We start from the raw sequence: 19,714 nt of genomic DNA on the forward strand, positions 1-19,714 counted from the left end.
GTCTTGGAGTGCACTCCAACGCAAGCCGAAATCGGCGAGGATCACACCGCTGGTAAACACGGTCGCGCTGCAGCGCGAAAGAGCATGGCGGCGGCCGCGTCGGTGCGTTCGGAATCCCCCGTGCTGAAGCGGTCGAGCAGTAGCCCTCGGAATCCGGCCCCCATGGTTGTCGCCTGTAACGAGGCCGTGGTCGAGTCCATCCCGCAGCGCGCCATCGCACTGGCCAAAGCGTCGGTCAGTGCCCGAACACTGTCGCGTGCGAAGTCCGCGAGGACTCCGGACTTGATGGAGGCAATTCCGATGACCTGCATAAGGATCCGTGAGCTGACCGCGTTGTGACCGTCGGACATCGACTTCCACAATTCGAGCAGTCGGCTCTCGAGCTGGTCGGCAGTGTCGATGTCGCCGAACATTTCTGCGAACGCCGGCCGCTGACTGGTCAAGGCCTGCACTATCAAGTTCTCGCGGGAATCGAAGTAGTAGATCAGCATTCGCGAGCTGGTGCCAAGTTCGGCGGCCAGGGGGCGAAGGGTCAGATCGTCGAGACCGTGAGTGCCTATGTAGTCGACAACGCGGCTGAGCAGCTCGACGCGCTTGTCGTGATCGAGTGGACGGGCCATGGGTTGACTGTACCGGTCGCTACATGTATCCATGGACGTCATGAGTGAACCGATCGCTACACAAACGCTTCATCGCAACGCCGTCGTCACCGGGTACGTAGCCACGACGGCTCTGGCCGACGACGCCGACACAACATGGGATCGCCTCATGGACGGGCAAAGTGGGATAGGCCCGCTCCTGAGTGACTTCGTTGCGAGGTATGACCTTCCGGTTCGCATCGGAGGTGTCCTTCAGGTGGCGCTCTCCGACCATCTGACCCGCGTGGAGCAGCGGAGACTGTCCTTCGTCGAGCAGTTGGCGGTTGTGCTGGGACGGCGACTGTGGCGTGCCTCGGGTCTGGAGGACATGGACTCGGATCGTCTTGCCGTCGCAGTGGGGACCGGACTGGGTGGCGGCGATGCGTTGATCGGGGCCGTCGACGCGATGAGGGCGGGCGGATACCGGAAGGTGTCGCCGATGTCGGTCCCGATGGTGATGCCGAACGGACCGGCTGCGCACATCGGGCTCGAGGTCGGCGCTCGGGCGGGGGTGTTCACTCCGGTGTCGGCATGCTCGTCGGGTTCGGAGGCGTTGGCTCACGCATGGAGACTGATCGCTTCGGGTGAGGCGGATGTCGTGATCGCTGGTGGCGTCGAGGGGCATATCGACGCAGTGCCGATCGCTAGCTTCTCGATGATGCGGGCGATGAGTACTCGCAATGACGAACCGACGCGGGCTTCGCGGCCCTTCGATCGTGACCGTGACGGATTCGTGTTCGGTGAAGCGGGTGCGCTGCTGATCATCGAGTCCGAGAGACACGCCACGGCGCGAGGTGCACGAATTCACGGCCGACTGCTCGGTGCAGGAATAACATCGGACGGGTTTCACATAGTCGCACCGGATCCTGAAGGTCGAGGGATCCGTAAAGCCATGCAGAAGGCCATAGGCACGGCTGGTTTGACTGCCCGAGACATTGACCACGTCAATGCGCATGCAACGGCAACGCCGATAGGTGACCTGTCGGAGGCCAGGGCCATCGCCGCTACCGTTGGCCATGCATCCGTCTACGCACCGAAGTCTGCACTGGGTCATTCCATCGGTGCAGTCGGAGCAGTGGAGGCGATTCTCGCGATGCTGTCGATTCGCGAATCGGTGGTGCCGCCAACTCTCAACCTCGACAATCAGGATCCCGCAATCGATCTCGATGTCGTCGGTTCACAACGCCGCCAGCAGATCGACTACGCGTTGAGTACGTCGATCGGCTTCGGCGGGCACAACGTTGCCCTGGCGTTCGGGCGCTACTGATCAGAGTCGGTATCGGATCAATCGCGAACTGTTGCCCACCACCGCGACCGACGAGGCGTTGTGCAGGATTGCCGCCAGCACTGGGGACAGCGCACCACCGGCGCTGACCGCCAAGCCGAGAGCGTTGACGGCGATGGACATTCCGTAGTTCTGACGGATGACCGACACCGAGTGGCGGCCGAGGTCACGTACGTCGAGCAGACGCGACAAGTCGTCGCTTGCCAGTGCCACGTCCGCGGTCTCGACGGCAACGTCGGTGCCCGCCAATCCCATTGCGATTCCGATATCGGCGACGGCCAAAGCAGGGGCATCGTTGGTGCCGTCACCGACCATCGCCACGACGTAGCCTGCGTCCTGCAGTTCTCGGACGGCTTCGAGCTTTTCGTCGGGCATCACTTCGGCACGCCACTCGGTGATACCGAGTTCCGCGGCGACCGCCGCCGCTGTCTTCGGGTGGTCGCCGGTGAGCATGATGATGCGTTCGACACCGTCGGCTCGAAGCGCGTTCAGAACGGCGGATGCGTTGGTACGGACTTCGTCGCGGAGACTGATCAAGCCGACGAGTACGCCGTCGACGGCCAGCAGCAGCGGAGTCTCGGCCTCGTCCTGCAGCCGCGAAACCCATTGCTGCGCATCCTCGGACACCGCGACGTTCTCGCTGCGCAGGAGGGATGGACTGCCCAGGAGCAGCGTCCGTCCGTCTGCGACCGTCCGCATGCCGAGTCCGACGATCACCTCGCACTCCTCGTGCGGCGGGATGACGATGTGCCGTTCCTCGGTACTCCGAATGACAGCCTCTGCCAGAGGATGTCGAGAGTGGATCTCGGAGCTCGCCGCGTAGGCCAGCACCTGCTCGGGTTCCCAATCGTCCTGAAACGAAACGACATTGGTCACCACTGGGCGTCCCACCGTGAGGGTTCCGGTCTTGTCGAACACAAAGGCGTCGACCCTGCCGGCCTGTTCGAGGTGAGATCCGCCCTTGATGAGAATGCCTCTGCGGGCACCGTTTCCGATGGCTGCGCTGATGGCGGTCGGCGTGGACAACCCGACCGCGCACGGGCACGCCACGAGCAGCATCGTCATGGCACGTCGTACATCCCGGGTGACGACGAGAGTCAGCGCCGACAGGATGAAGGACGCGGGGACGAAGCGTCGTGAAAAGTTCTCTCCTACAGTCTGAATCGGTGCACGATCTTCCTGCGCCTCCTCGACGCGAGAAATGATGCGGCCGATCGTGGTGTCGCGACCGACGGCGGATGCGCGCACGACGAGGCGGCCACGGACGACGACGGATCCCGCATGAATACGGTCTCCGGCGACGATCGATACCGGCAAGGTCTCGCCGGTGATCGCGGACTGATCCACCACCGCGTCACCGTCGACCACGGTGCCGTCGACGGGAACGCCCACGTGGTCGTGCACGACGACCTCGTCGCCGATCTCGAGTCGATCGACGTCGACGGAGATCTCGGAGCCGTCGGGCAGCCTGATCCAGGCGGTGTCCTGTGTGCCGGTCAACAGGTCTGAGATCGCGCGTCGAGTTCGCTTGAGGGTCAATTCCTGCAGGTACTCGCCGATGTTCAGGAGCCACAGCACGGTGAGGGCGACGACGTTCTCGCGCAACACGAGGCTGGCCACGGTTGCGGCGCTGACGAGTGCGTCGGTTCCTGCCGTCCTGTTGCCGGCCAGCGAGCGCACGGCTCCCTTGAGGAACGGGTAGCCGGTGAAGATCGTTGCGCCGGTGGCAACGAGACGGCTGGTGGGGCCGAGGATGGGCGGCCGACGGAACGCGTAGCGGCGAAGACCGAGAAGGACCAGTGCCGCGCCGCCGATGGTCATCCGCAGCACGTCGCCGCTGGTGACGTCAGCTGAGCGCGGACTACGGACCGGTACCAGGGCCCAATTCGTCGAGCGCCCCGCGTTCACTGCGTCGAAGAGTTCGGCCCTGTCGATTCGTGTGCGGGAGTACCAGATGACGACCGACGCCGTCCGCGGGTACGCATGAACGGCGCGCACTCCGCGGATCTTGTCCACATGGTCCTCGACCGCGACAGCACGGCCCGGGCTCGAGCGGAGCCAGTCGACGCGAAGGCGCATACGGCCTGCGGCGTCGGAGAGGATCTCGATGCCGTCTGCCTGCGTCGCGTCGATGTCGAGGGGGCGTTGGGCGAGGGTCGTCATAATCGGAAGCAGTCCCGGTCAGTGCGCGTGGCCGTGGCCCGCATCGGAGGCCGTGGGCGGCGGAACCTCTTCACCGATCCGGTCCCGGGCCTCGGCAACGACGTCGGACACGGCCAGTCGGGCCGATTCCGCGTGAACCTCGGCCTTGCGCGCTGCGCGTAAACCGAGCTCAGTGGCCGATACCGCAGCCTTGCGGACGGGGGCCTTCTCGTACAGCTTCTTGGCACCGTTGTATGCGGCGACGCCGACTGCACCCGTCACGACCGTCGATACTGCCTTCGCGACGATGATCGGAAACGCCATGATTGAACTCCTCGGGATCGATCCGGACCGCTGTTATTGGCAATCGTATTCGTTTTCTCGGGCTGTGGCGATTCCTGGACGTTTCGGACTTCTTCTACGACAACCGATCATTCGAGTTCGAGTTCGTAGTACAGGGCCTTGGGGCCGCTTCCGCGTCCCTCGTGGCAGTCGAATCCGCGTTTCTCGTACACGTGTCGAGCTGCCTCGTCGTCCTCCGAGGTATTCAGATCGAGGTAGGTCGCGCCACGGCTGCGGACGTGCTCGATGACGTCGTCGAGAAACGTCGTGCCGTAGCCCTTTCCGCGCTGGCTGGGCTGAACGTAGAACTCGGCCAGGTAAGCCTCGATGTTCGAGCTCCACGTTCCGATGCGAAATCGAAGGACCGCCACCCCGATCGCGGGAGACCCGAACGTCAGCACGCTGGTATCACCGGACTGCACCAGTCGATCGAGATGCGTTGCAAGCCAATTCGGTTCGGGTGCAGGGTCGTCGTATTCGCGATTGAAGTCGACCAGCAGTGTTGCGGCCTCGTCGAAGCCGTCCCGGTCACGAACTACGTGTGTACCGTCCATGTCCATCATCGCCCGTTCCTTCGTCAGAGTTCAGGTCGAACCAGGTTCTTCGCGTCGCCCAAGCCGAGACCGGGATGCAGTTCACGCAGCGAGCGAATGGCCTTGACGGTGCGCCCGTGTTCGTCGACAACGGCGTCGACGTCCTCGGCGGGTACGGACTCGGGGCCGATCTTTTGTACGGTGCAGACAGGCGCGGGACGCCAATACCGGTACAGGAACCAGGGCACGGCCATGGCCAGTAGAGCCAACTTGATCCAGGTCCAGATGGACGGCTCGGTCAACACGTCGGAAATGACCAGGAAGGAGATGCACGTCAGCCAGATGACCAACAGATATCGAGTCCACGGTCGCTGACGGGCGTTCATCGGTCCATCGTGTCATCGCAGCCCTGTTCGGACAATGCGTCAGCGTCTCCGTCGTCCCAGACTTCCGTGGTGATGCAGAAGGGATGACCGGCCGGGTCCAGCAGCACCCTCCATCGGAGATCGGGCTGGTCGAGCGCTTCCGTCGCGCCGCAGTCCAGTGCGTATGCGACGGCTTCGGAGAGACGTCCGCCGTCGTCCAAGTCGAGGTGCACGATCGCCGCCGAGGGCCAGACGGGTGGTCGATAACTCTCGACTTTCTGCGCGACGATGCGAACACCTGACATCGTTTGTACTGCGGCACTTTCGTCGTTGTCCCACAGCACCTCGCCTCCAAGGAGCGCCAGGTAGAACTGTGCAAGTTCTCCTGGCTCTGCGCAGTCGACGGATGTCCCTGCGACAGCGAGATGTGAAATCGGCATGTCAGGAGAATACGGACGTGCTGGAATCCTCACCTGTACAGCTCGTAGGTCTCGAATGCCCGAGCAGCTAGTTCCTCCCGGATTGCTGTGGGCTGCAGAACTTCTACGCCGGGTCCGCAGTTCCACAGTGCACCGAGGGCGTGATTGTGTCCGGAGAACACGATCACTACCAGTCGCTTTCCGTCGTGATGGATCCTCTCGTCAATGACTCGTACTACGTTCTTGGACAACGAAAGCCACGCTGATTCCTCGACTGTGCAGGTGATTTTGGTCTCGACCAAACTCGCACGGAACGACTTCCAGTGTGCGGTGAAGGCGGCCTCCAGGTCCACGGTGGAAGCGCGGTGAGCCTGCTCGTCGAGCACAGTCAGTTCGTCGATCCGCGATACACGGTAGACACGTTCGGTGCCCTCACGCCCGGCGAGTAGGTACCAGTGATCGCCGGCGTAGACCAGCCCGATTGGGTCAAGGATTCGATCGTTCACCGAACCGCTGCGATCGCGATACGTGATTCTTATCCGCATACCGTCTATGACGACCCGTTGGAGTTCCACCAGATGTTCTTCCGGTTCGTGGGGATACGCGAAACCGTCGGGGCGTACCAGGATTCGTTGTGACGCAGTGCTTGCCGCTGCTCGGTGAGCGTCGGGTATCGCTGCGATCACCTTGCGCATGGCGCTTGCGAACGCCGGGGTGGCGACGCGTCCCGCGCCGGAAGCGAGCAATGCCGTCGCCTCGGCGGCCGTCAGACCGGTCAGCTCGGTGCGATAGCCCTGCAGCAGACTGATGCCACCACCGCGACCGCGATCGGAGTAGACCGGAATGCCCGCCGAAGACAACGCTTCGATGTCACGCAACACGGTGCGCGTGGATACTTCGAGCTGGGCGGCAATGTCGGCAGCGTTCAGTCTGCCCCGATGTTGGAGCAGCATGACGATGGACAACAACCGGTCTGCGCGCACCCGAAAAGTCTCTCACCAAAACATGACAGAAGATGTCATGTTTACCCGATCTACTTCTACCCAGCAGGCCACACCCGGTGGCCGCGAAACGGAAGGATCGACAATGAACACCATCGAGACCACGCAGCAGGCGGATCCGCGCGAGGTGTACTTCACGTCCGCCGCATGGGTGAGCGGTCTGCTCACAGGCGTGCGCGCCGACCAACTGGACCTTCCCACTCCGTGCGACGAGTTCGATGTCAGGACGCTGGCAGGCCATCTCGTTGCCACGGTCCGAAGGCTGATTGCGATCGCCGAACTCGGGAGTCCGGACTCTGTGTCGCCCTTGTGCTCCGATCATGACGCCGCATCCTTCGACACGTCGGTGACGCAAGCCCGTGCCGCGTGGGCCGACGATGCATTGCTCGATGCCCCGGTCGCGGTCCCGTGGGGTGAGGTACCGGGGCGATCGGCTGTGTGGGGATATGCGCGGGAGTTACTGGTGCACGGATGGGATCTTGCTGTTGCGACTGGCCAGCCCGCAGAAGTGGACGACACTCTCGTCGAGCCGGTAGCAGTGGAATTCCATGCAATGCTTCCCGCGGATGCGCGGGTTCCGGGAGTGCCGTTCGGCCCCGTTGTGGAACCGAGGGCGGGAGCGGGTTCACTCGAACGCCTGGCGAATTTCTCCGGTCGGTCGTCGGACTGCTGGGTGTAGTACGTCGCCCTTGACCTCGAGTGCACTCGAGGTTGCAGGGTGGTCCCATGCAGATGACTTTCGAAGAGTTGCCTCAACTCATGACGCTGATGACCGGCGACGAAAAGCACGGTGCCAGCGCCACATCCACGCTCGACGTGCTGTGGGTGCTGTACTCCGACATTCTTCGTCTCGACGCGGCGCAGCCCGACGATCCCGATCGCGACAGGTTCTACCTCTCCAAGGGGCACGGCCCGATGGCGTACTACGCAGTGCTCGCTGCACGGGGCTTTCTGACGCCGAACGAGCTTGCGTCGTTCGGCAGCTACCACTCACCGCTGGGCAATCATCCGGACCGCACGCTGATTCCCGGGGTCGACATCGGTTCGGGATCACTCGGTCATGGTCTGGCGCTGGCAGCCGGAACTGCTGTGGCGCTGCAGATTCAGCGAAGGCAGGCTCAGGTGTTCGTACTGATCGGAGACGCCGAGCTCGACGAGGGCAGCAACATGGAAGTCATCCAATTCGCCGGCCGAGCGCAGCTGGGCAACTTGACCACCGTGGTGATCGACAACGATTCGGCTGGTCTGGGTTGGCCCGGCGGCATCGCGTCGCGCTTCGCCGTCGAGGGGTGGTCGACCTCCGACGTCGACGGGAGGGACCACAGTGCGCTCCGGCGGGCGTTTCGCATCGATCACGGCGACCGGCCTCACGTAGTGGTCGCCCACGTGGAGAAGAAGGAGAACTGAATGACGTCGACGATGAAGAGGACCGCGGATCAACGCGAGTCCTTCTACCGACTGCTGCCGGAGTTGTTGGTGCAGGACGAGCGAGTCGTGCTGGTACTGGCCGAGATCGGCGCCGCCTATCTCGAACCGCACCTCACTCCTGACATCCGATCGCGTGTGGTCAACGTGGGTATTCGAGAGCAGGCGATGATCGGTGTCGCAGGCGGTATGTCGCTCGCCGGAATGCGTCCGATCGTGCACACCTTTCCACCGTTTCTGATCGAGCGACCCTTCGAGCAGGTGAAACTCGATCTGGGACATCAGGATGTCGGCGCGATCCTGGTCAGCTCGGGCGGCTCCTACGGGTGGCCGCAAGGCGGTGAGACGCACTTCGGCCAACGCGATGTCGCACTGCTGGACACCCTGGACGGGTGGACGGTGCACGCGCCCGGGCACGTCGACGAGGTCGAATGGATGCTGCGCGGTGCCGCTGCATCCGACGACCGCGTTTACATCAGGCTTGACGGCGTCTCGAACGATCACTCGTACGGTCGACCCGGAGGTTCGATGACCGTTCTGCAACAGGGTAATTCGGGCACTGTGATCTCGGTCGGTCCGATGACGGACCGGGTCCTGGCCGCGGCCCGTGGACGTGACGTCACCGTGCTGCACGCGTCGACGATCAGGCCCTTCGACGGTACGACTCTTCGAGAAACGCTGACTGCGCCGGACATCATGATCGTCGAGCCCTATCTCGCGGGAACCTCTGTGCCGCAGATCGATCGAGCGGTGGCGGACATCCGGCATCGGGTGCTGGGGATCGGTGTGGAGCCTGGAGAGCGTAGAAAGTACGGAACGGTGGCCCAACACGACCGAGCCAGCGGCCTCGACATCGAAGGACTGTCCCGATCGATGGACGACTTCTTCGAGTGATCAGTGTCGGCGGCGCTCGTACCTGTCCTTGGTGACGCTGTACGCAGATTCGAGGAGTTCCCCGATCTGCGATTCGGTCTGCGAAGACGGGTTGACCACCGACAACCAGCCCGCAGTGCCGTACGAAGGGTGGGCAGCAAGGGTGTCGTCGGTATCGGCCTGCGGTGCGTGGGCTGCTTCGCGTGGGGGCACTCCCAATAGGCGTTCGAACTCCTGCTTTCCGGCAATGACATTGACACGGAACGCGTCCGGCCGGTCCAGCCGGGACAACTCGTCTCCCGGATAGTTCTTCGTCACGATGGTCGCGAACGGCTGGGTGGACGACGGAACAGTTCCGTCCGGCGAGTAGTAGAAGAACACATCGCCCCATGCGAGTTCCGGAGTCCCGTCACCCTCCCGAGGCCGCTGCGCCAACGTGCCGTCGAAGCTGCCGACCAGATTCACGATGTCATCGAGTGTCATGCATCGATGGTCACATGCTCGGCAGCTTCTGCCCAGAGTTCAGCCGACTTTGTAGGTTCCCGTACCGGTTGCGACGAGGCGGCCGGATTCGGTCCCGACGATGTCGACTCGACACGTCTTCAGGCTCCGACCCGCGTGTATCCGAGTACCGACGATATCGACACCCTCGGCATATACCGGCTCCATGAACTGCACAGACATGGAGACCGTGACGCCCCGAAGCTTCTCGGGCACTTCGGATCCGGCCCATGCTGCGGTCATGATCCCGATATCGATACAGCCGGCGATCACGCCGCCGTGCAGCATCTGGCCGACGGTGGACAGCTCGTCGCGGTACGGCAGCCGCAGCCGAGCTGTGCCCTCGTCGATGTCGACCAGCTCGATGCCCAGTTGCTGCACGAACGGTGATTGCGGGAGAAACATGGTCATCGCCGCGCTGCCGCTGTCCGGTGCCAGTACTTCGTTGGCTGTCATCGCTACCCCTCTATCGTAATTGGATTCCGATATCGGAATCAGAGTACGATAAAGTTATGGTCTTGGATACCCCCACCGACAAGCGGAAGCGTCGAACACACACTGCGGTGCTCGACGGCGCTCGTTCGCTCTTCCTACGCCACGGATATCGGGCAACGACGATCGAGATGCTGGCCACCGCAGCCGATGTGGCGGTGAGTTCGATCTACGCAAACTTCCCCGCCGGCAAGGTGGACATCTACGCCGCTCTCGCGTGGCGAACCGCCCAGAGCCACGCTGAGCAAATGACTGCCCCCACCGATGCGGTCGAATCTGCGCACGTCGTTGCCGAGTTCCTCGATCGCTACATCGCGTTTCACCGCGACGATCCACTGGCGTTGCGGCTGCTGGCGCTGACGGATGTGGACAAGTCCGAGTCCGCGTCGGTCGGTGAGGCGAAGGAAAAGATCGACACTGCGCTCGGTGAACTCATCGATTCGGTGACGCGTGCGGTGGAGGACGCCGGTGCCGACGTCCTCCCCCGTGCACTGGTTCTGAATGCCTGGGCGGCGATGAACGGTGCTGTGTCACTGCATCAACGACGCATCGTCGATCGATCCATGCTCGACGCCATGCTCGCGATCACGCGGGCGGATATGCTCCGCCACCTGAAAGGAACACCCGATGAAACCCGGTGAGCTGAGCGCAGGTCATCGTGCGCGAATAGTGGCAGCTGCTGTGCGAGAACAACTCGCGATGTTGCCCGGTACCGTGCTCGGTCCCCGGCGACGTTCGGCGGGTTCCGCATGGCACACAGTCGATGCTCCGGATTCACGGTTGTGCCGGGAAGCACTGGAGGAGGCCAGAGAGTGCCTCAGTGAGCCCATGTTGATGCACAGCGTGCGGTGCTGGCAGTACGCGTCGGCGTTTGCGGTCATCGACGGTCTACGGCCGGATCGGGAGGCGCTGTACGTCGCGTGCCTGTTGCACGACATAGCTCTCGGCGCAGAACAGAACCCGGTGGCTGGATGTTTTGCGGTGATCGGAGCCGGGAGAGCCGAAGAGTTCGTCCGCCGACACGAAGGCGACGACCGAACGGCGCAGATCGTCCACGAGACTGTAGCCAGGCACATGGACGTCGAGACACCGATGGGATCGGAGGCGGCCCTGCTGCACGATGCGGCACACCTGGACGTCAGTGGCCGTCGGATTCGAGACCTCGATCCGCACTGCGTGGATGTCATCGAATCCAGCTATACGCGAGAAGGTTTCGCCGCAGACTTCGCATCCAGGATGAAGATCGAATCGAGAAGGAGACCGCAGTCGACGGCTGCGACCTTGTGGCGCTCAGGAATGTACCCGGCGATGAAGGCGAACCCCCTGGAGCGCAGGGTCATATCGTCGAAGTAGCTGTTGCGCGATGGATGATCTGTTCGATTCGATCTGCGTCGTCGGAGTCTTTCGGTGCGTAGAGGAAGACGTAGGTTTCGGGAAGTCCGAGGCCAGGGCGTCCGGCGAGGGGGTGTAGCTCACCCCAGCCCGCGGAGATGACGGTTTGAGCATCGTCGGGCTGCATGACGACGTGCATCGATCCTTCGGTCTCGTGGACGTGGAGTATCTCGCCGTTGGTTCGCGAAATCCACGGTGCAGCAGTGGTGACATCCGTCAGATACAGTGCGTCCCCTCGCCTCTCGAAGTGGCTGCGCGCCAGGTGGTATCGATTGTTCGTGCGCGCTTCGGCAGCAACTGCGCCGGTGATCCTGTCTGTCAGTACGGGCGTAGCACGGTCGGTGAGCTGGCGATGTGGAATCGGGTACGGGGCGATCCTCGGACGCGGTCCTCGGCGCGGTTCGAGGTGCCAGTGCCGGCCTGCGCGCGACGCGCCGGCGACGGTCATGAGGTCACGTCTGGACAACGGTCGTAGCGCGGTGGCGATCAACCACCCACCGACGTTGGCCGGTAAGCCACCCGGCCCCAAGGCCCTCCACGTCGTGTAGTCGTTCTTGACGGTCTGCACAAGTCCCCCCTCCAGGTCGTATACGTCCGCACCACGGTAACTGCGCGACGACTCCGGCGGTAGGCCTACATCGTCCGATGTACGACGAGATACACGTGCAGACCGATGTGCAGGAACGTTCGGGTCCATAGCGTTGTGGTCGTCAACGAAACAGCGAAGAACAAGCACAGCAGAGGAACCGTCATGCACGCCGCAGTACTACTTTCACAACAACACTCGACCACCGAGCAGGTACTCGGGTTCGGGCTGGGAACCATCGTCTTGGTGGCGGTGCTCGGCGCGGTCGTTCTGTTCGTCGCCGCGCTCGTCAGCATCCTTCGCTCACCCAATTACAGTGTCGCAGGCCGTGCGGTGTGGATCTTCGTCGTGCTCGCGTTTCCGTTTCTCGGGCCTCTGGTCTGGTTCGTATGGGGCCGCACCTCGACGTTCGCCGTCGAAGCGTCGAACAGTCTCAGATGACCGATCCGATCGTGCGTGCCGTATCCGGGAACTCACCGGCGTTCGAGCCCGCGTAGTTCAACCGCAGGAACTTGCCGGTGGGTTCGGCCGGGAAGTAATCGTCTCCCGCACCGACGATGACACCCGCCAATTTGCATTTGTGCACAACGTCTTCCAGGTCGATGTCGTCACGCAGGCGCATCCACAGATTGAGTCCGCCCCGGGGGATCCGATCGAGATGACCGCGAGGAGCGAACTCGATCAGGCTGTGGGCCAATAGGTCTCGACGAGCTTCGAGTTGCGTGCGTAGGCGTCGTAGGTGTGTGCGCCAGGCGGGTTGAGTGACGACATCGAGAGCGACGGTTTGCAGGATGCCGCTGACGTACATCGATTCGGCTCCCGTGTCGGCGAGGATACGTTCGTGGGCCGGGCCACGAGCGATCAAGCCTGCCAATCGAATCGACGGTGATACGACCTTGGTCAGCGAACGCAGGTACACCACATGTCCGCCGTCGTCTCGTGCGGCCAATGGGCTGGGTTCGGCGGTGATGCCGAAATCGTGGGCGGAGTCGTCCTCGATCAGGAACGCGCCGTGTCGTCGAACGATGTCGAGCACACGTTCGGACAGGTCCGGCGACCACTGTGCTCCGGTGGGGCTGGCGAAGGTCGGTTGAGCGTAGAACGCCCGCGCGCCGGACTCGGCGAATGCCTGCTCCAGCGCGTCCGGGTCGGGTCCGTCGACCCCGGTGGGGACCGGGACCACGCGAACGCCCGCCTGCGTTGCCGCCAGGATCGCTCCCCAGTACGTCGGCGATTCCATGAGAAGTGGGCGTCCCGCACCGACGAGCGCCCGAAAAGCCGTGCTCAGGCCGGTCTGGCTGCCCGGGATGATGACCACGTCGCTGGCCGAGGGCGGCGTGACGCCCAGCGGGGTGGAAGCGCCGAGTTCCGCGGCGAACCAAGCTCGAAGCTCGGGCAGGCCTGCGGTCGGCGGCCGGGCAACCACTGCGTCGGTGCGTGAGGCCCGGGTGAAAGCAGCGTGAACGAGTCGCTCCGGCAACAGCTCTCGGGCCGGGTAACCGGAATGCAGAGCGATCACGTCACTCGACGTGGACTGCAGTGCGGCGGGGAGTTGCAATCTGTTTCCGGGTGCACCGAGCGCGGCAGTCTGCCACCCGTAGTCGTTCGGGCGGGCCGTGTGGACGGTCTTGACGAATGTTCCGACGCCAGGCCGTGTTTCGATGACACCCTGCGACTTGAGGGTGCGCAGTGCTTTCTGCACCGTCACGGGGCTGGCCGAATGCTGGGCCACCAGCGCCCGAGTGGATGGCAGCTTGGCCTCGGGCGGGGCGGTTGCGATCCAGGTTCGCAGTGCAGACACGATCCGGGAACTGCTATCGTCGGACATGACACAGCATAGTAGCGCTACCCAGCTCGCGCCGGGTCTGCTATCCCGAGCCGGCCTCTTGTGGGGACTGGCGGGTGTCACGGCGTTCTCGTTCACCGTGCCGCTGACTCGGATCGCTGTGACCGGTGGCCTGTCGCCGCTTTTCGTCGGGTCCGGACGCGCCGTCGTCGCCGCGGCCCTCGCTGCTGGCGCCCTGGCCCTGACCTCGCAACGGTTGCCACGCGGACGGCAATGGGTTCGACTGTTTGTCATCGCGGCAGGGGTCGTCATCGGTTTCCCCGTGCTCACGTCGTTCGCTCTGACCACCGCCTCCGCCGGCCACAGTGCCGTCGTCATCGCGCTTCTGCCGGCTGCGACCGCGGCCTTCGCCGTCGTCCGCGAGCGGCAACGCGTCCGGCCGATGTTCTGGTTGGTTGCGGCCATGGTGCTGCGGTCGCTGTCGGATTCGCAGCCGTGCAGGGCGGCGAGTTCGCCGGACTGGGGTGGTCGGATCTGCTTCTCCTCGGAGCCGTCGTGGTGGCCGCGGTGGGATATGCGGAGGGCGGGCTGCTTGCGCGTGAACTGGGAGCGTGGCAGACGGTCTCGTGGGCGCTCGTCGTCTCTGTTCCGGTGACCGGAGCGATGACGGCGTTCGCGTGGTGGCATCAACCCACGAGCGGAGGTGTCGCAGAGTGGGCTGCGTTCGCCTATCTGGCCGTCGTGAGCATGTACCTGGGGTTCTTCGCCTGGTATCGGGGGCTGGCCATCGGTCCGATGTCGAGCGTGAGCCAGGTGCAGCTCGTTCAGCCGGTGCTGACGATCTGCTGGGCCGCGATCCTGCTCCACGAGGGACTGACGTGGCCGGTGGTCGTGGGTGGAGCAGCGGTCATCGTATGTGCAACAGTGGCGGTCCGAACTCGGATGTCGCCGTCCGTTCGACAGGAGGAACTTTCGTCATGACGCGATCGATCGATCAGGCACGCAAGCTCGAGAATGTTCGCTACGACATTCGTGGCCGCATTCTGGACAAGACCGAGGAACTCGAGGAGCAGGGGCACAAGATCCTGCGCCTCAACGTGGGCAACCCGGCCCCGTTCGGTTTCGAGGCACCCGACGAGATCATGATGGCGATGATTCGCAATCTGCCTACCGCGCAGGGATATTCCGACTCGCGCGGCCTGTTCTCGGCGCGCACCGCGGTGGTGCAGTACTACCAGACCAAGGGCCTCAGTGACCTCGACGTCGGCGACGTCTACCTGGGCAACGGGGTCTCCGAGCTGATCACCATGACGATGCAGGCGCTGTGCAACCCCGAGGACGAGGTGCTGATCCCCTCCCCCGACTACCCGCTGTGGACGGGCTCGGTGGCTCTCGCCGGAGGCACACCGGTCCACTACTTGGCAGACGAGACTCAGGACTGGGCTCCGGACTTCGAGGATCTGGAATCGAAGATCACCACCCGTACCCGGGCCATCGTCGTGATCAATCCCAACAACCCCACTGGTGCGGTGTACTCACGCGACGTTCTGCAGCGTTTCGTCGACCTTGCGCGCGAGCACGATCTGATTCTGCTCGCCGACGAGATCTACGAGAAGATCGTGTACGACGGTTCCGAGATGACCAATCTCGCAACTCTCACCGGCAAAGATGTGCTGTGCCTGACCTATTCGGGGTTGTCGAAGGCCTACCGAGTGTGTGGATTCCGTGCCGGATGGCTGGCGATCACCGGTCCACGACGCCGTGCGGCGAGCTTCATCGAGGGCATCACGTTGCTGTCCAACATGCGCATGTGCGCGAATGTGCCTGCACAACATGCAATACAGACGGCGCTCGGCGGCCGTCAATCGATCGAGGACCTTCTGCTGCCGACGGGTCGGTTGACCGCACAGCGGGATCTGGCGCATCGAATGCTGAACTCCATCGACGGGATCAGCTGTGTGCAGGCTGCGGGCGCGCTGTACATGTTCCCCAAGCTTGACACCGACCGTTTCGGCATCGTCGACGACGAGAAGTTCGTCCTCGACCTGCTCGAATCCGAGAAAATCCTGGTCAGTCACGGTCGAGCGTTCAATTGGGATGTGCCCGACCACTTCCGGCTCGTCACCCTGCCCAACGTGGACGATCTCTCGACTGCACTCGAGCGGCTCGGCAACTTCATGAGTTCGTACACGCAGTAGAACCGATTCTGCTCGAGCTGATTTTAAGTCCGTGCGGGCGCTCGGCAAGGGCGTATTCGCGCAGATGAACGCGCGTATCGCTCTGCTGCACGGCCTTTGGCGAACCCGCATTTCCCCGACGCCCCGGGGAAATGCGGGTTACGCTCGTCGTCCGATCTGCCGGGCGAGAGGGAATTCGTGGATCTATGGGGCTATTTGCAGGGGCGGGGTGAATCCCTCGCGTTTCTGACCTATCAACATGCGTCGCTGGCGTTTCAGACGGTTCTGGTGGGCACGGTCGTGGCCGTGCTCATCGCGATCGCAGTCCATCGTCTGCCTCTCTTCTCGGCACTGACGCTGACGACCAGTCGAGTAGCGCTGACGATTCCGTCTCTGGCGTTGCTCGCGCTGCTCATCGTCCCGTTCGGCTTGGGTGTGGTGCCCTCGTTCATCATGCTCGCGTTCTTCGCCGCCATGCCCGTGATCGGCAACGCCATCGTCGGACTGCGTGGAGTTCCCGACACCGTGATCGAGTCGGCGAAAGGAATCGGGTTCTCGCGCAGCCGCATCCTCGTCTCCGTCTCGCTGCCCATGGCATGGCCGGTCATTCTCACCGGAATCCGCGTCTCGACTCAGATGGTTGTCGGCGTCGCGGCCATCGTCGCGTACGTACTCGGGCCGGGCCTCGGGTCGCTCATCTTCAATGGCCTGTCGAGACTGGGCGGGACCAATTCCGTCGAGATGGCAGTGACCGGCACAGTGCTCATCGTCGTCATCGCCCTGGTGTTCGACGGCCTGCTCGTCCTTCTCGGGCGCCTCACCATCTCGAAGGGATTGTCATGACGGACAACACAACCGGCGAGCGAACGGTCACCGGCGCCTCGATTCGCCTCGACGGTGTGGTCAAGCAGTACAAGGGCCAGAACAAGGCGGCGGTGCAGAAGATCGATCTCGATATCGAGGCCGGCCACATCGTCGCGTTTGTCGGTCCGTCGGGTTGCGGTAAGACGACCACTCTCAAGATGATCAACCGTCTGATCGAACCGACAGAGGGCCGAATCTTCATTGGCGACCGCGACGTCACCGGCGAGGATCCGGACAAGCTCCGGCAGTCGATCGGCTACGTCATCCAGTCCGGTGGCCTGTTTCCACACTGGTCGGTCGCCAAGAACATCGGAGCCATTCCCCGGGTACTGGGCTGGGAGGCAAAGAAGATCGACGAGCGAACCGATTACCTGCTGGATCTGGTGGGACTCGACGTCGCCGACTTCCGCGATCGTCTCCCCAAGGACATGTCGGGAGGACAGCAACAGCGAGTGGGTGTGGCGCGAGCGCTCGCCGCCGATCCACCGGTGTTGCTGATGGACGAACCGTTCGGTGCCGTCGACCCGATCACCAGGGTTCGGCTGCAGGACAGCCTCATCGCCATCCAGCACGAGCTGGCGAAGACCATCGTCATCGTCACCCACGATTTCGAGGAAGCGACGAAGCTCGGCGACAAGGTATTGATTCTGTCCGAGGGCGGCCACATCGAGCAGTACGCGACGCCGGAAGAGATCTTGGCCAAGCCTGCGAGCCCGTTCGTCGAGGAGTTCATCGGATCCGGTGCCACGCTGGCACATTTGACGCTGTCCCGCGTCAAGGACGTCGACCACGACCCAGTCGTCACCGCCGAGGTGGGCGATGCGTCGCAGGAGGTCATCGCTCGTGCGCGGGCTCAGGGTGCCACCTGGATCGTCGTCATCGACGAACACGGTCGGCCTCGCGCCTGGCCGTCGCTCGACGAAGTCGCCACCAAGGAACGCATCACCGATTACGTCGACGAGCGATTGCCCACCGTCGCACCGTCATCCACGCTCAACGACGCCCTGGACACGATGCTTGCCGCCAGTCAGGGCGGCGTACTCGTCACCGACGGCCGCGGTGCCGTTACTGGCGCACTGACGATCGCGACCGTGATGGCCGTGATTCGTGGTCAACTCTCGGATGCTCGCTCCGGTGACGGTCACGTCTCGTATTCGGCCCATACCGAGGGCGCAGCAACATGAATCGACTTCGTCGCGCACCGTTGGACGTGTGGTTCGAGCCGCTCCTCATCGTCGTGCTCGGGGTCGGTTACATCCTGTGGTACCGCTCCACGACGCTGACGACTACCGAGCAGGCATCACTGGGCTGGGACAATTTGAAGACGACGATCGTCGACCACATCGTGTTGACGTTGACTGCGACCGTGATCGTCGTCGCCATCGCAATTCCGTTGGGCATCCTGCTCACTCGCGACAGGGCGAAGAATTTCCGACCGGTGGCCGTCAACTTCGCCAACATCGGCCAGGCCGCTCCGGCGGTGGGTCTGATCGTGTTGCTGACGATGTGGCTCGGAACCGGGTTCCGCACCGCCGTCATCGGATTGGTGGTCTACGCGATACTGCCGATTCTGCAGAATACGATCGTCGGAATCCAACAGGTCGATCAGCGGACCATCGAAGCGGCCCGGGGAATCGGGTTCTCCGGCCTCCGCACGCTGGTGCAGGTGGAGTTGCCGCTCGCGGTGCCTGTGATCCTGAACGGCGTACGTACCGCGTTGGTCATTCTCGTCGGCACCGCGACACTGAGCACCTTCATCGGGGCGTCCAGCCTCGGCACGCTCATCACCACGGGTACCACGCTGTTCCTACCGAAGTTACTCATCTCCGGTGCCGTTCTCGTCGCGCTGCTCGCACTGATCATCGACTGGCTCGGCCGTGTGGTCGAACTGATCGCGACCCCACGAGGAGTGGCATGATTCGCCGACTGTCCACGGCAGCAACCGCTCTCGCGCTGACGGCAGCACTCGCCGGTTGCGGGTTGGTCAGCTCGTCGGGAACGTTCGAGAGCACGTCACTTCCGGACGGTGCGACCCCGTTGGACGGCGCATCGCTGGTGGTGACGAGCAAGAGCTTCACCGAGGGCGTATTGCTCGGAAAGATCACGGCCACATACCTTGCCGCTGCCGGCGCGAAAGTCACCGACCTGACCGGAGCACCGGGGTCGGCGTCGTCGAGACAGGCACAGCTCAACGGTGACGCAGACATCCTCTGGGAATACACCGGTACCGGGTGGGTCAACTACCACAGCCAGACCGAGACGATCAGTGATCCGCAGGAGCTGTGGGAGCGCGTCCGCGACATCGAGAAGAGTGAGCACAACCTCGATTGGCTACCGCCCGCGAATTTCAACGACACGTATGCGTTCGCCGCCTCGGCCGAGACGGCACAGCGTCTGGGTGTCGCATCTTTGTCGGATGTAGCGAAGCTCCCCGTGGCCGACAGGACGTTCTGCGTCGACGACGAGTTCTTCTCTCGCTCCGACGGTTTCGGACCGATGCTCGACACCTACGGCATCGGACTGAACGCACCCGACGGCGTACCGTCGGGCAACGTCACGCGGATGGATGCGGGTGTCGTCTACACCTCGACCGCCGACAGCTCACCGTGCAACTTCGGCATGGTCTACACCACCGACGGCAGAATCAAGAACTTGAATTTGACTGTGCTGCAGGATGACAGGGCCTTCTTCCTGCCCTACAGCGGGACCGCGGTGGTGCGCGATTTGGTGCTCGAACAGCATCCCGAGATCGCCGATCTGCTGGCCGTCGTATCCGAGCGATTGACCGACGATTTGATGCAGGAGTTGAACGGGCGGGTCGACATCGAGGGCGAAGACCCATCCGATGTCGCCTACGAGTGGTTGAAGAGCGAAGACCTGGTGACGTGAGGTC

Annotated in this window: 23 protein-coding genes and 1 pseudogene; 13 read left to right on the forward strand and 11 right to left on the reverse strand. The window is 63.3% G+C overall.

Translation table 11 applies throughout. From position 1 onward, the window contains the following. Nucleotides 1-41: 41 nt before the first annotated feature. On the reverse strand, nt 42-620 hold the full coding sequence (locus tag CH278_RS10205; RefSeq protein WP_094621831.1) for a TetR family transcriptional regulator: 579 nt from the start codon (nt 618-620) through the stop codon (nt 42-44). Nucleotides 621-660: 40 nt separating this feature from the next. Between CH278_RS10205 and CH278_RS10210 the strand changes: the two genes are divergently transcribed. Continuing rightward, nucleotides 661-1,905 carry a KasA/KasB family beta-ketoacyl-ACP synthase gene (locus tag CH278_RS10210; RefSeq protein ID WP_032370078.1) on the forward strand — a complete coding sequence of 415 codons (1,245 nt, stop codon included), beginning with the start codon at nt 661-663 and terminating at the stop codon, nt 1,903-1,905. On the opposite strand, the gene CH278_RS10215 is transcribed toward CH278_RS10210, so the two are convergent. The 6 genes from CH278_RS10215 to CH278_RS10240 all read right to left on the reverse strand — a co-directional run bounded on the left by CH278_RS10215 (nt 1,906) and on the right by CH278_RS10240 (nt 6,707). Then, nucleotides 1,906-4,086, reverse strand: a complete 2,181-nt coding sequence (locus tag CH278_RS10215) for a heavy metal translocating P-type ATPase (RefSeq protein WP_052061294.1) — start codon at nt 4,084-4,086, stop codon at nt 1,906-1,908. A gap of 18 nt (nt 4,087-4,104) precedes the next feature. Further along, nucleotides 4,105-4,389: a DUF1490 family protein gene (locus CH278_RS10220; RefSeq protein ID WP_032373443.1), complete on the reverse strand. Its 285-nt coding sequence runs from the start codon at nt 4,387-4,389 to the stop codon at nt 4,105-4,107. Between the two features lie 107 nt (nt 4,390-4,496). Continuing rightward, complete coding sequence (locus CH278_RS10225) at nt 4,497-4,970, reverse strand: GNAT family N-acetyltransferase (protein WP_032389414.1); 474 nt, start codon at nt 4,968-4,970, stop codon at nt 4,497-4,499. 14 nt (nt 4,971-4,984) lie between these two features. After that, complete coding sequence (locus CH278_RS10230) at nt 4,985-5,326, reverse strand: hypothetical protein (RefSeq protein ID WP_032407926.1); 342 nt, start codon at nt 5,324-5,326, stop codon at nt 4,985-4,987. After that, entirely contained in the window at nt 5,323-5,745 is a 423-nt protein-coding gene (locus CH278_RS10235) for a VOC family protein (RefSeq protein ID WP_094621832.1), read from the reverse strand. The genes CH278_RS10230 and CH278_RS10235 overlap by 4 nt, the downstream gene beginning before the upstream one ends. A 29-nt stretch (nt 5,746-5,774) precedes the next feature. After that, complete coding sequence (locus CH278_RS10240; RefSeq protein WP_094621833.1) at nt 5,775-6,707, reverse strand: helix-turn-helix transcriptional regulator; 933 nt, start codon at nt 6,705-6,707, stop codon at nt 5,775-5,777. Between the two features lie 103 nt (nt 6,708-6,810). On the opposite strand from CH278_RS10240, the gene CH278_RS10245 reads away from it, so the two are divergent. Genes CH278_RS10245 through CH278_RS10255 form a run of 3 tightly spaced genes read left to right on the forward strand, consistent with a single transcriptional unit; the run spans nt 6,811 to nt 9,044 of the window. Next, entirely contained in the window at nt 6,811-7,404 is a 594-nt protein-coding gene (locus CH278_RS10245; protein ID WP_094621834.1) for a TIGR03086 family metal-binding protein, read from the forward strand. Nucleotides 7,405-7,451: 47 nt separating this feature from the next. After that, nucleotides 7,452-8,132, forward strand: coding sequence for a thiamine pyrophosphate-dependent enzyme (locus CH278_RS10250; RefSeq protein ID WP_032407924.1), 681 nt, complete (start codon nt 7,452-7,454; stop codon nt 8,130-8,132). Next, nucleotides 8,133-9,044, forward strand: a complete 912-nt coding sequence (locus CH278_RS10255) for a transketolase family protein (protein ID WP_218828702.1) — start codon at nt 8,133-8,135, stop codon at nt 9,042-9,044. On the opposite strand, the gene CH278_RS10260 is transcribed toward CH278_RS10255, so the two are convergent. Both CH278_RS10260 and CH278_RS10265 read right to left on the reverse strand, forming a co-directional pair. Continuing rightward, nucleotides 9,045-9,506 (reverse strand): DUF6194 family protein, encoded by a 462-nt coding sequence (locus CH278_RS10260; protein WP_032407922.1) that lies wholly within the window; start codon nt 9,504-9,506, stop codon nt 9,045-9,047. Between the two features lie 39 nt (nt 9,507-9,545). After that, entirely contained in the window at nt 9,546-9,980 is a 435-nt protein-coding gene (locus tag CH278_RS10265) for a PaaI family thioesterase (RefSeq protein ID WP_094621835.1), read from the reverse strand. A 56-nt stretch (nt 9,981-10,036) separates the two neighbouring features. Between CH278_RS10265 and CH278_RS10270 the strand changes: the two genes are divergently transcribed. Further along, nucleotides 10,037-10,657 (forward strand): TetR/AcrR family transcriptional regulator, encoded by a 621-nt coding sequence (locus CH278_RS10270; protein ID WP_032407920.1) that lies wholly within the window; start codon nt 10,037-10,039, stop codon nt 10,655-10,657. Then, nucleotides 10,644-11,369 (forward strand): HD domain-containing protein, encoded by a 726-nt coding sequence (locus CH278_RS10275; RefSeq protein ID WP_094621836.1) that lies wholly within the window; start codon nt 10,644-10,646, stop codon nt 11,367-11,369. Before CH278_RS10270 ends, CH278_RS10275 begins: the two co-directional genes overlap by 14 nt. Here CH278_RS10275 and CH278_RS10280 read toward each other — a convergent pair. Then, a complete protein-coding gene (locus CH278_RS10280; protein ID WP_094621837.1) occupies nt 11,353-11,976 on the reverse strand; it encodes a luciferase domain-containing protein in 624 nt (207 codons plus the stop codon). The two genes, CH278_RS10275 and CH278_RS10280, sit on opposite strands and share 17 nt — an antisense overlap. 183 nt (nt 11,977-12,159) lie before the next feature. Between CH278_RS10280 and CH278_RS10285 the strand changes: the two genes are divergently transcribed. Continuing rightward, on the forward strand, nt 12,160-12,435 hold the full coding sequence (locus CH278_RS10285) for a PLD nuclease N-terminal domain-containing protein (RefSeq protein ID WP_027495096.1): 276 nt from the start codon (nt 12,160-12,162) through the stop codon (nt 12,433-12,435). Here the strand turns inward: CH278_RS10285 and CH278_RS10290 are convergent. Next, nucleotides 12,428-13,822 carry an aminotransferase-like domain-containing protein gene (locus CH278_RS10290; protein WP_094621838.1) on the reverse strand — a complete coding sequence of 465 codons (1,395 nt, stop codon included), beginning with the start codon at nt 13,820-13,822 and terminating at the stop codon, nt 12,428-12,430. The two genes, CH278_RS10285 and CH278_RS10290, sit on opposite strands and share 8 nt — an antisense overlap. Here CH278_RS10290 and CH278_RS10295 point away from each other — a divergent pair. The 6 genes and pseudogenes from CH278_RS10295 to CH278_RS10320 all read left to right on the forward strand — a co-directional run bounded on the left by CH278_RS10295 (nt 13,821) and on the right by CH278_RS10320 (nt 19,710). Next, nucleotides 13,821-14,761 (forward strand): annotated as a pseudogene (locus CH278_RS10295) (DMT family transporter). The gene CH278_RS10290 and the pseudogene CH278_RS10295 sit on opposite strands and share 2 nt — an antisense overlap. Further along, complete coding sequence (locus CH278_RS10300) at nt 14,758-15,978, forward strand: pyridoxal phosphate-dependent aminotransferase (protein ID WP_032392587.1); 1,221 nt, start codon at nt 14,758-14,760, stop codon at nt 15,976-15,978. Before CH278_RS10295 ends, CH278_RS10300 begins: the two are co-directional and overlap by 4 nt. Before the next feature lie 177 nt (nt 15,979-16,155). Continuing rightward, nucleotides 16,156-16,800 (forward strand): ABC transporter permease, encoded by a 645-nt coding sequence (locus CH278_RS10305; RefSeq protein WP_032367688.1) that lies wholly within the window; start codon nt 16,156-16,158, stop codon nt 16,798-16,800. After that, on the forward strand, nt 16,797-18,005 hold the full coding sequence (locus CH278_RS10310) for an ABC transporter ATP-binding protein (RefSeq protein WP_094621839.1): 1,209 nt from the start codon (nt 16,797-16,799) through the stop codon (nt 18,003-18,005). Before CH278_RS10305 ends, CH278_RS10310 begins: the two co-directional genes overlap by 4 nt. After that, complete coding sequence (locus tag CH278_RS10315) at nt 18,002-18,739, forward strand: ABC transporter permease (RefSeq protein WP_179274294.1); 738 nt, start codon at nt 18,002-18,004, stop codon at nt 18,737-18,739. The genes CH278_RS10310 and CH278_RS10315 overlap by 4 nt, the downstream gene beginning before the upstream one ends. Further along, entirely contained in the window at nt 18,736-19,710 is a 975-nt protein-coding gene (locus CH278_RS10320; protein ID WP_094621840.1) for a glycine betaine ABC transporter substrate-binding protein, read from the forward strand. The genes CH278_RS10315 and CH278_RS10320 overlap by 4 nt, the downstream gene beginning before the upstream one ends. Nucleotides 19,711-19,714: the final 4 nt, after the last annotated feature.

This window comes from Rhodococcus sp. 05-2254-5, from assembly GCF_002258575.1.
In the GTDB taxonomy this organism is placed as follows: Bacteria; Actinomycetota; Actinomycetes; order Mycobacteriales; family Mycobacteriaceae; genus Rhodococcoides; species Rhodococcoides fascians.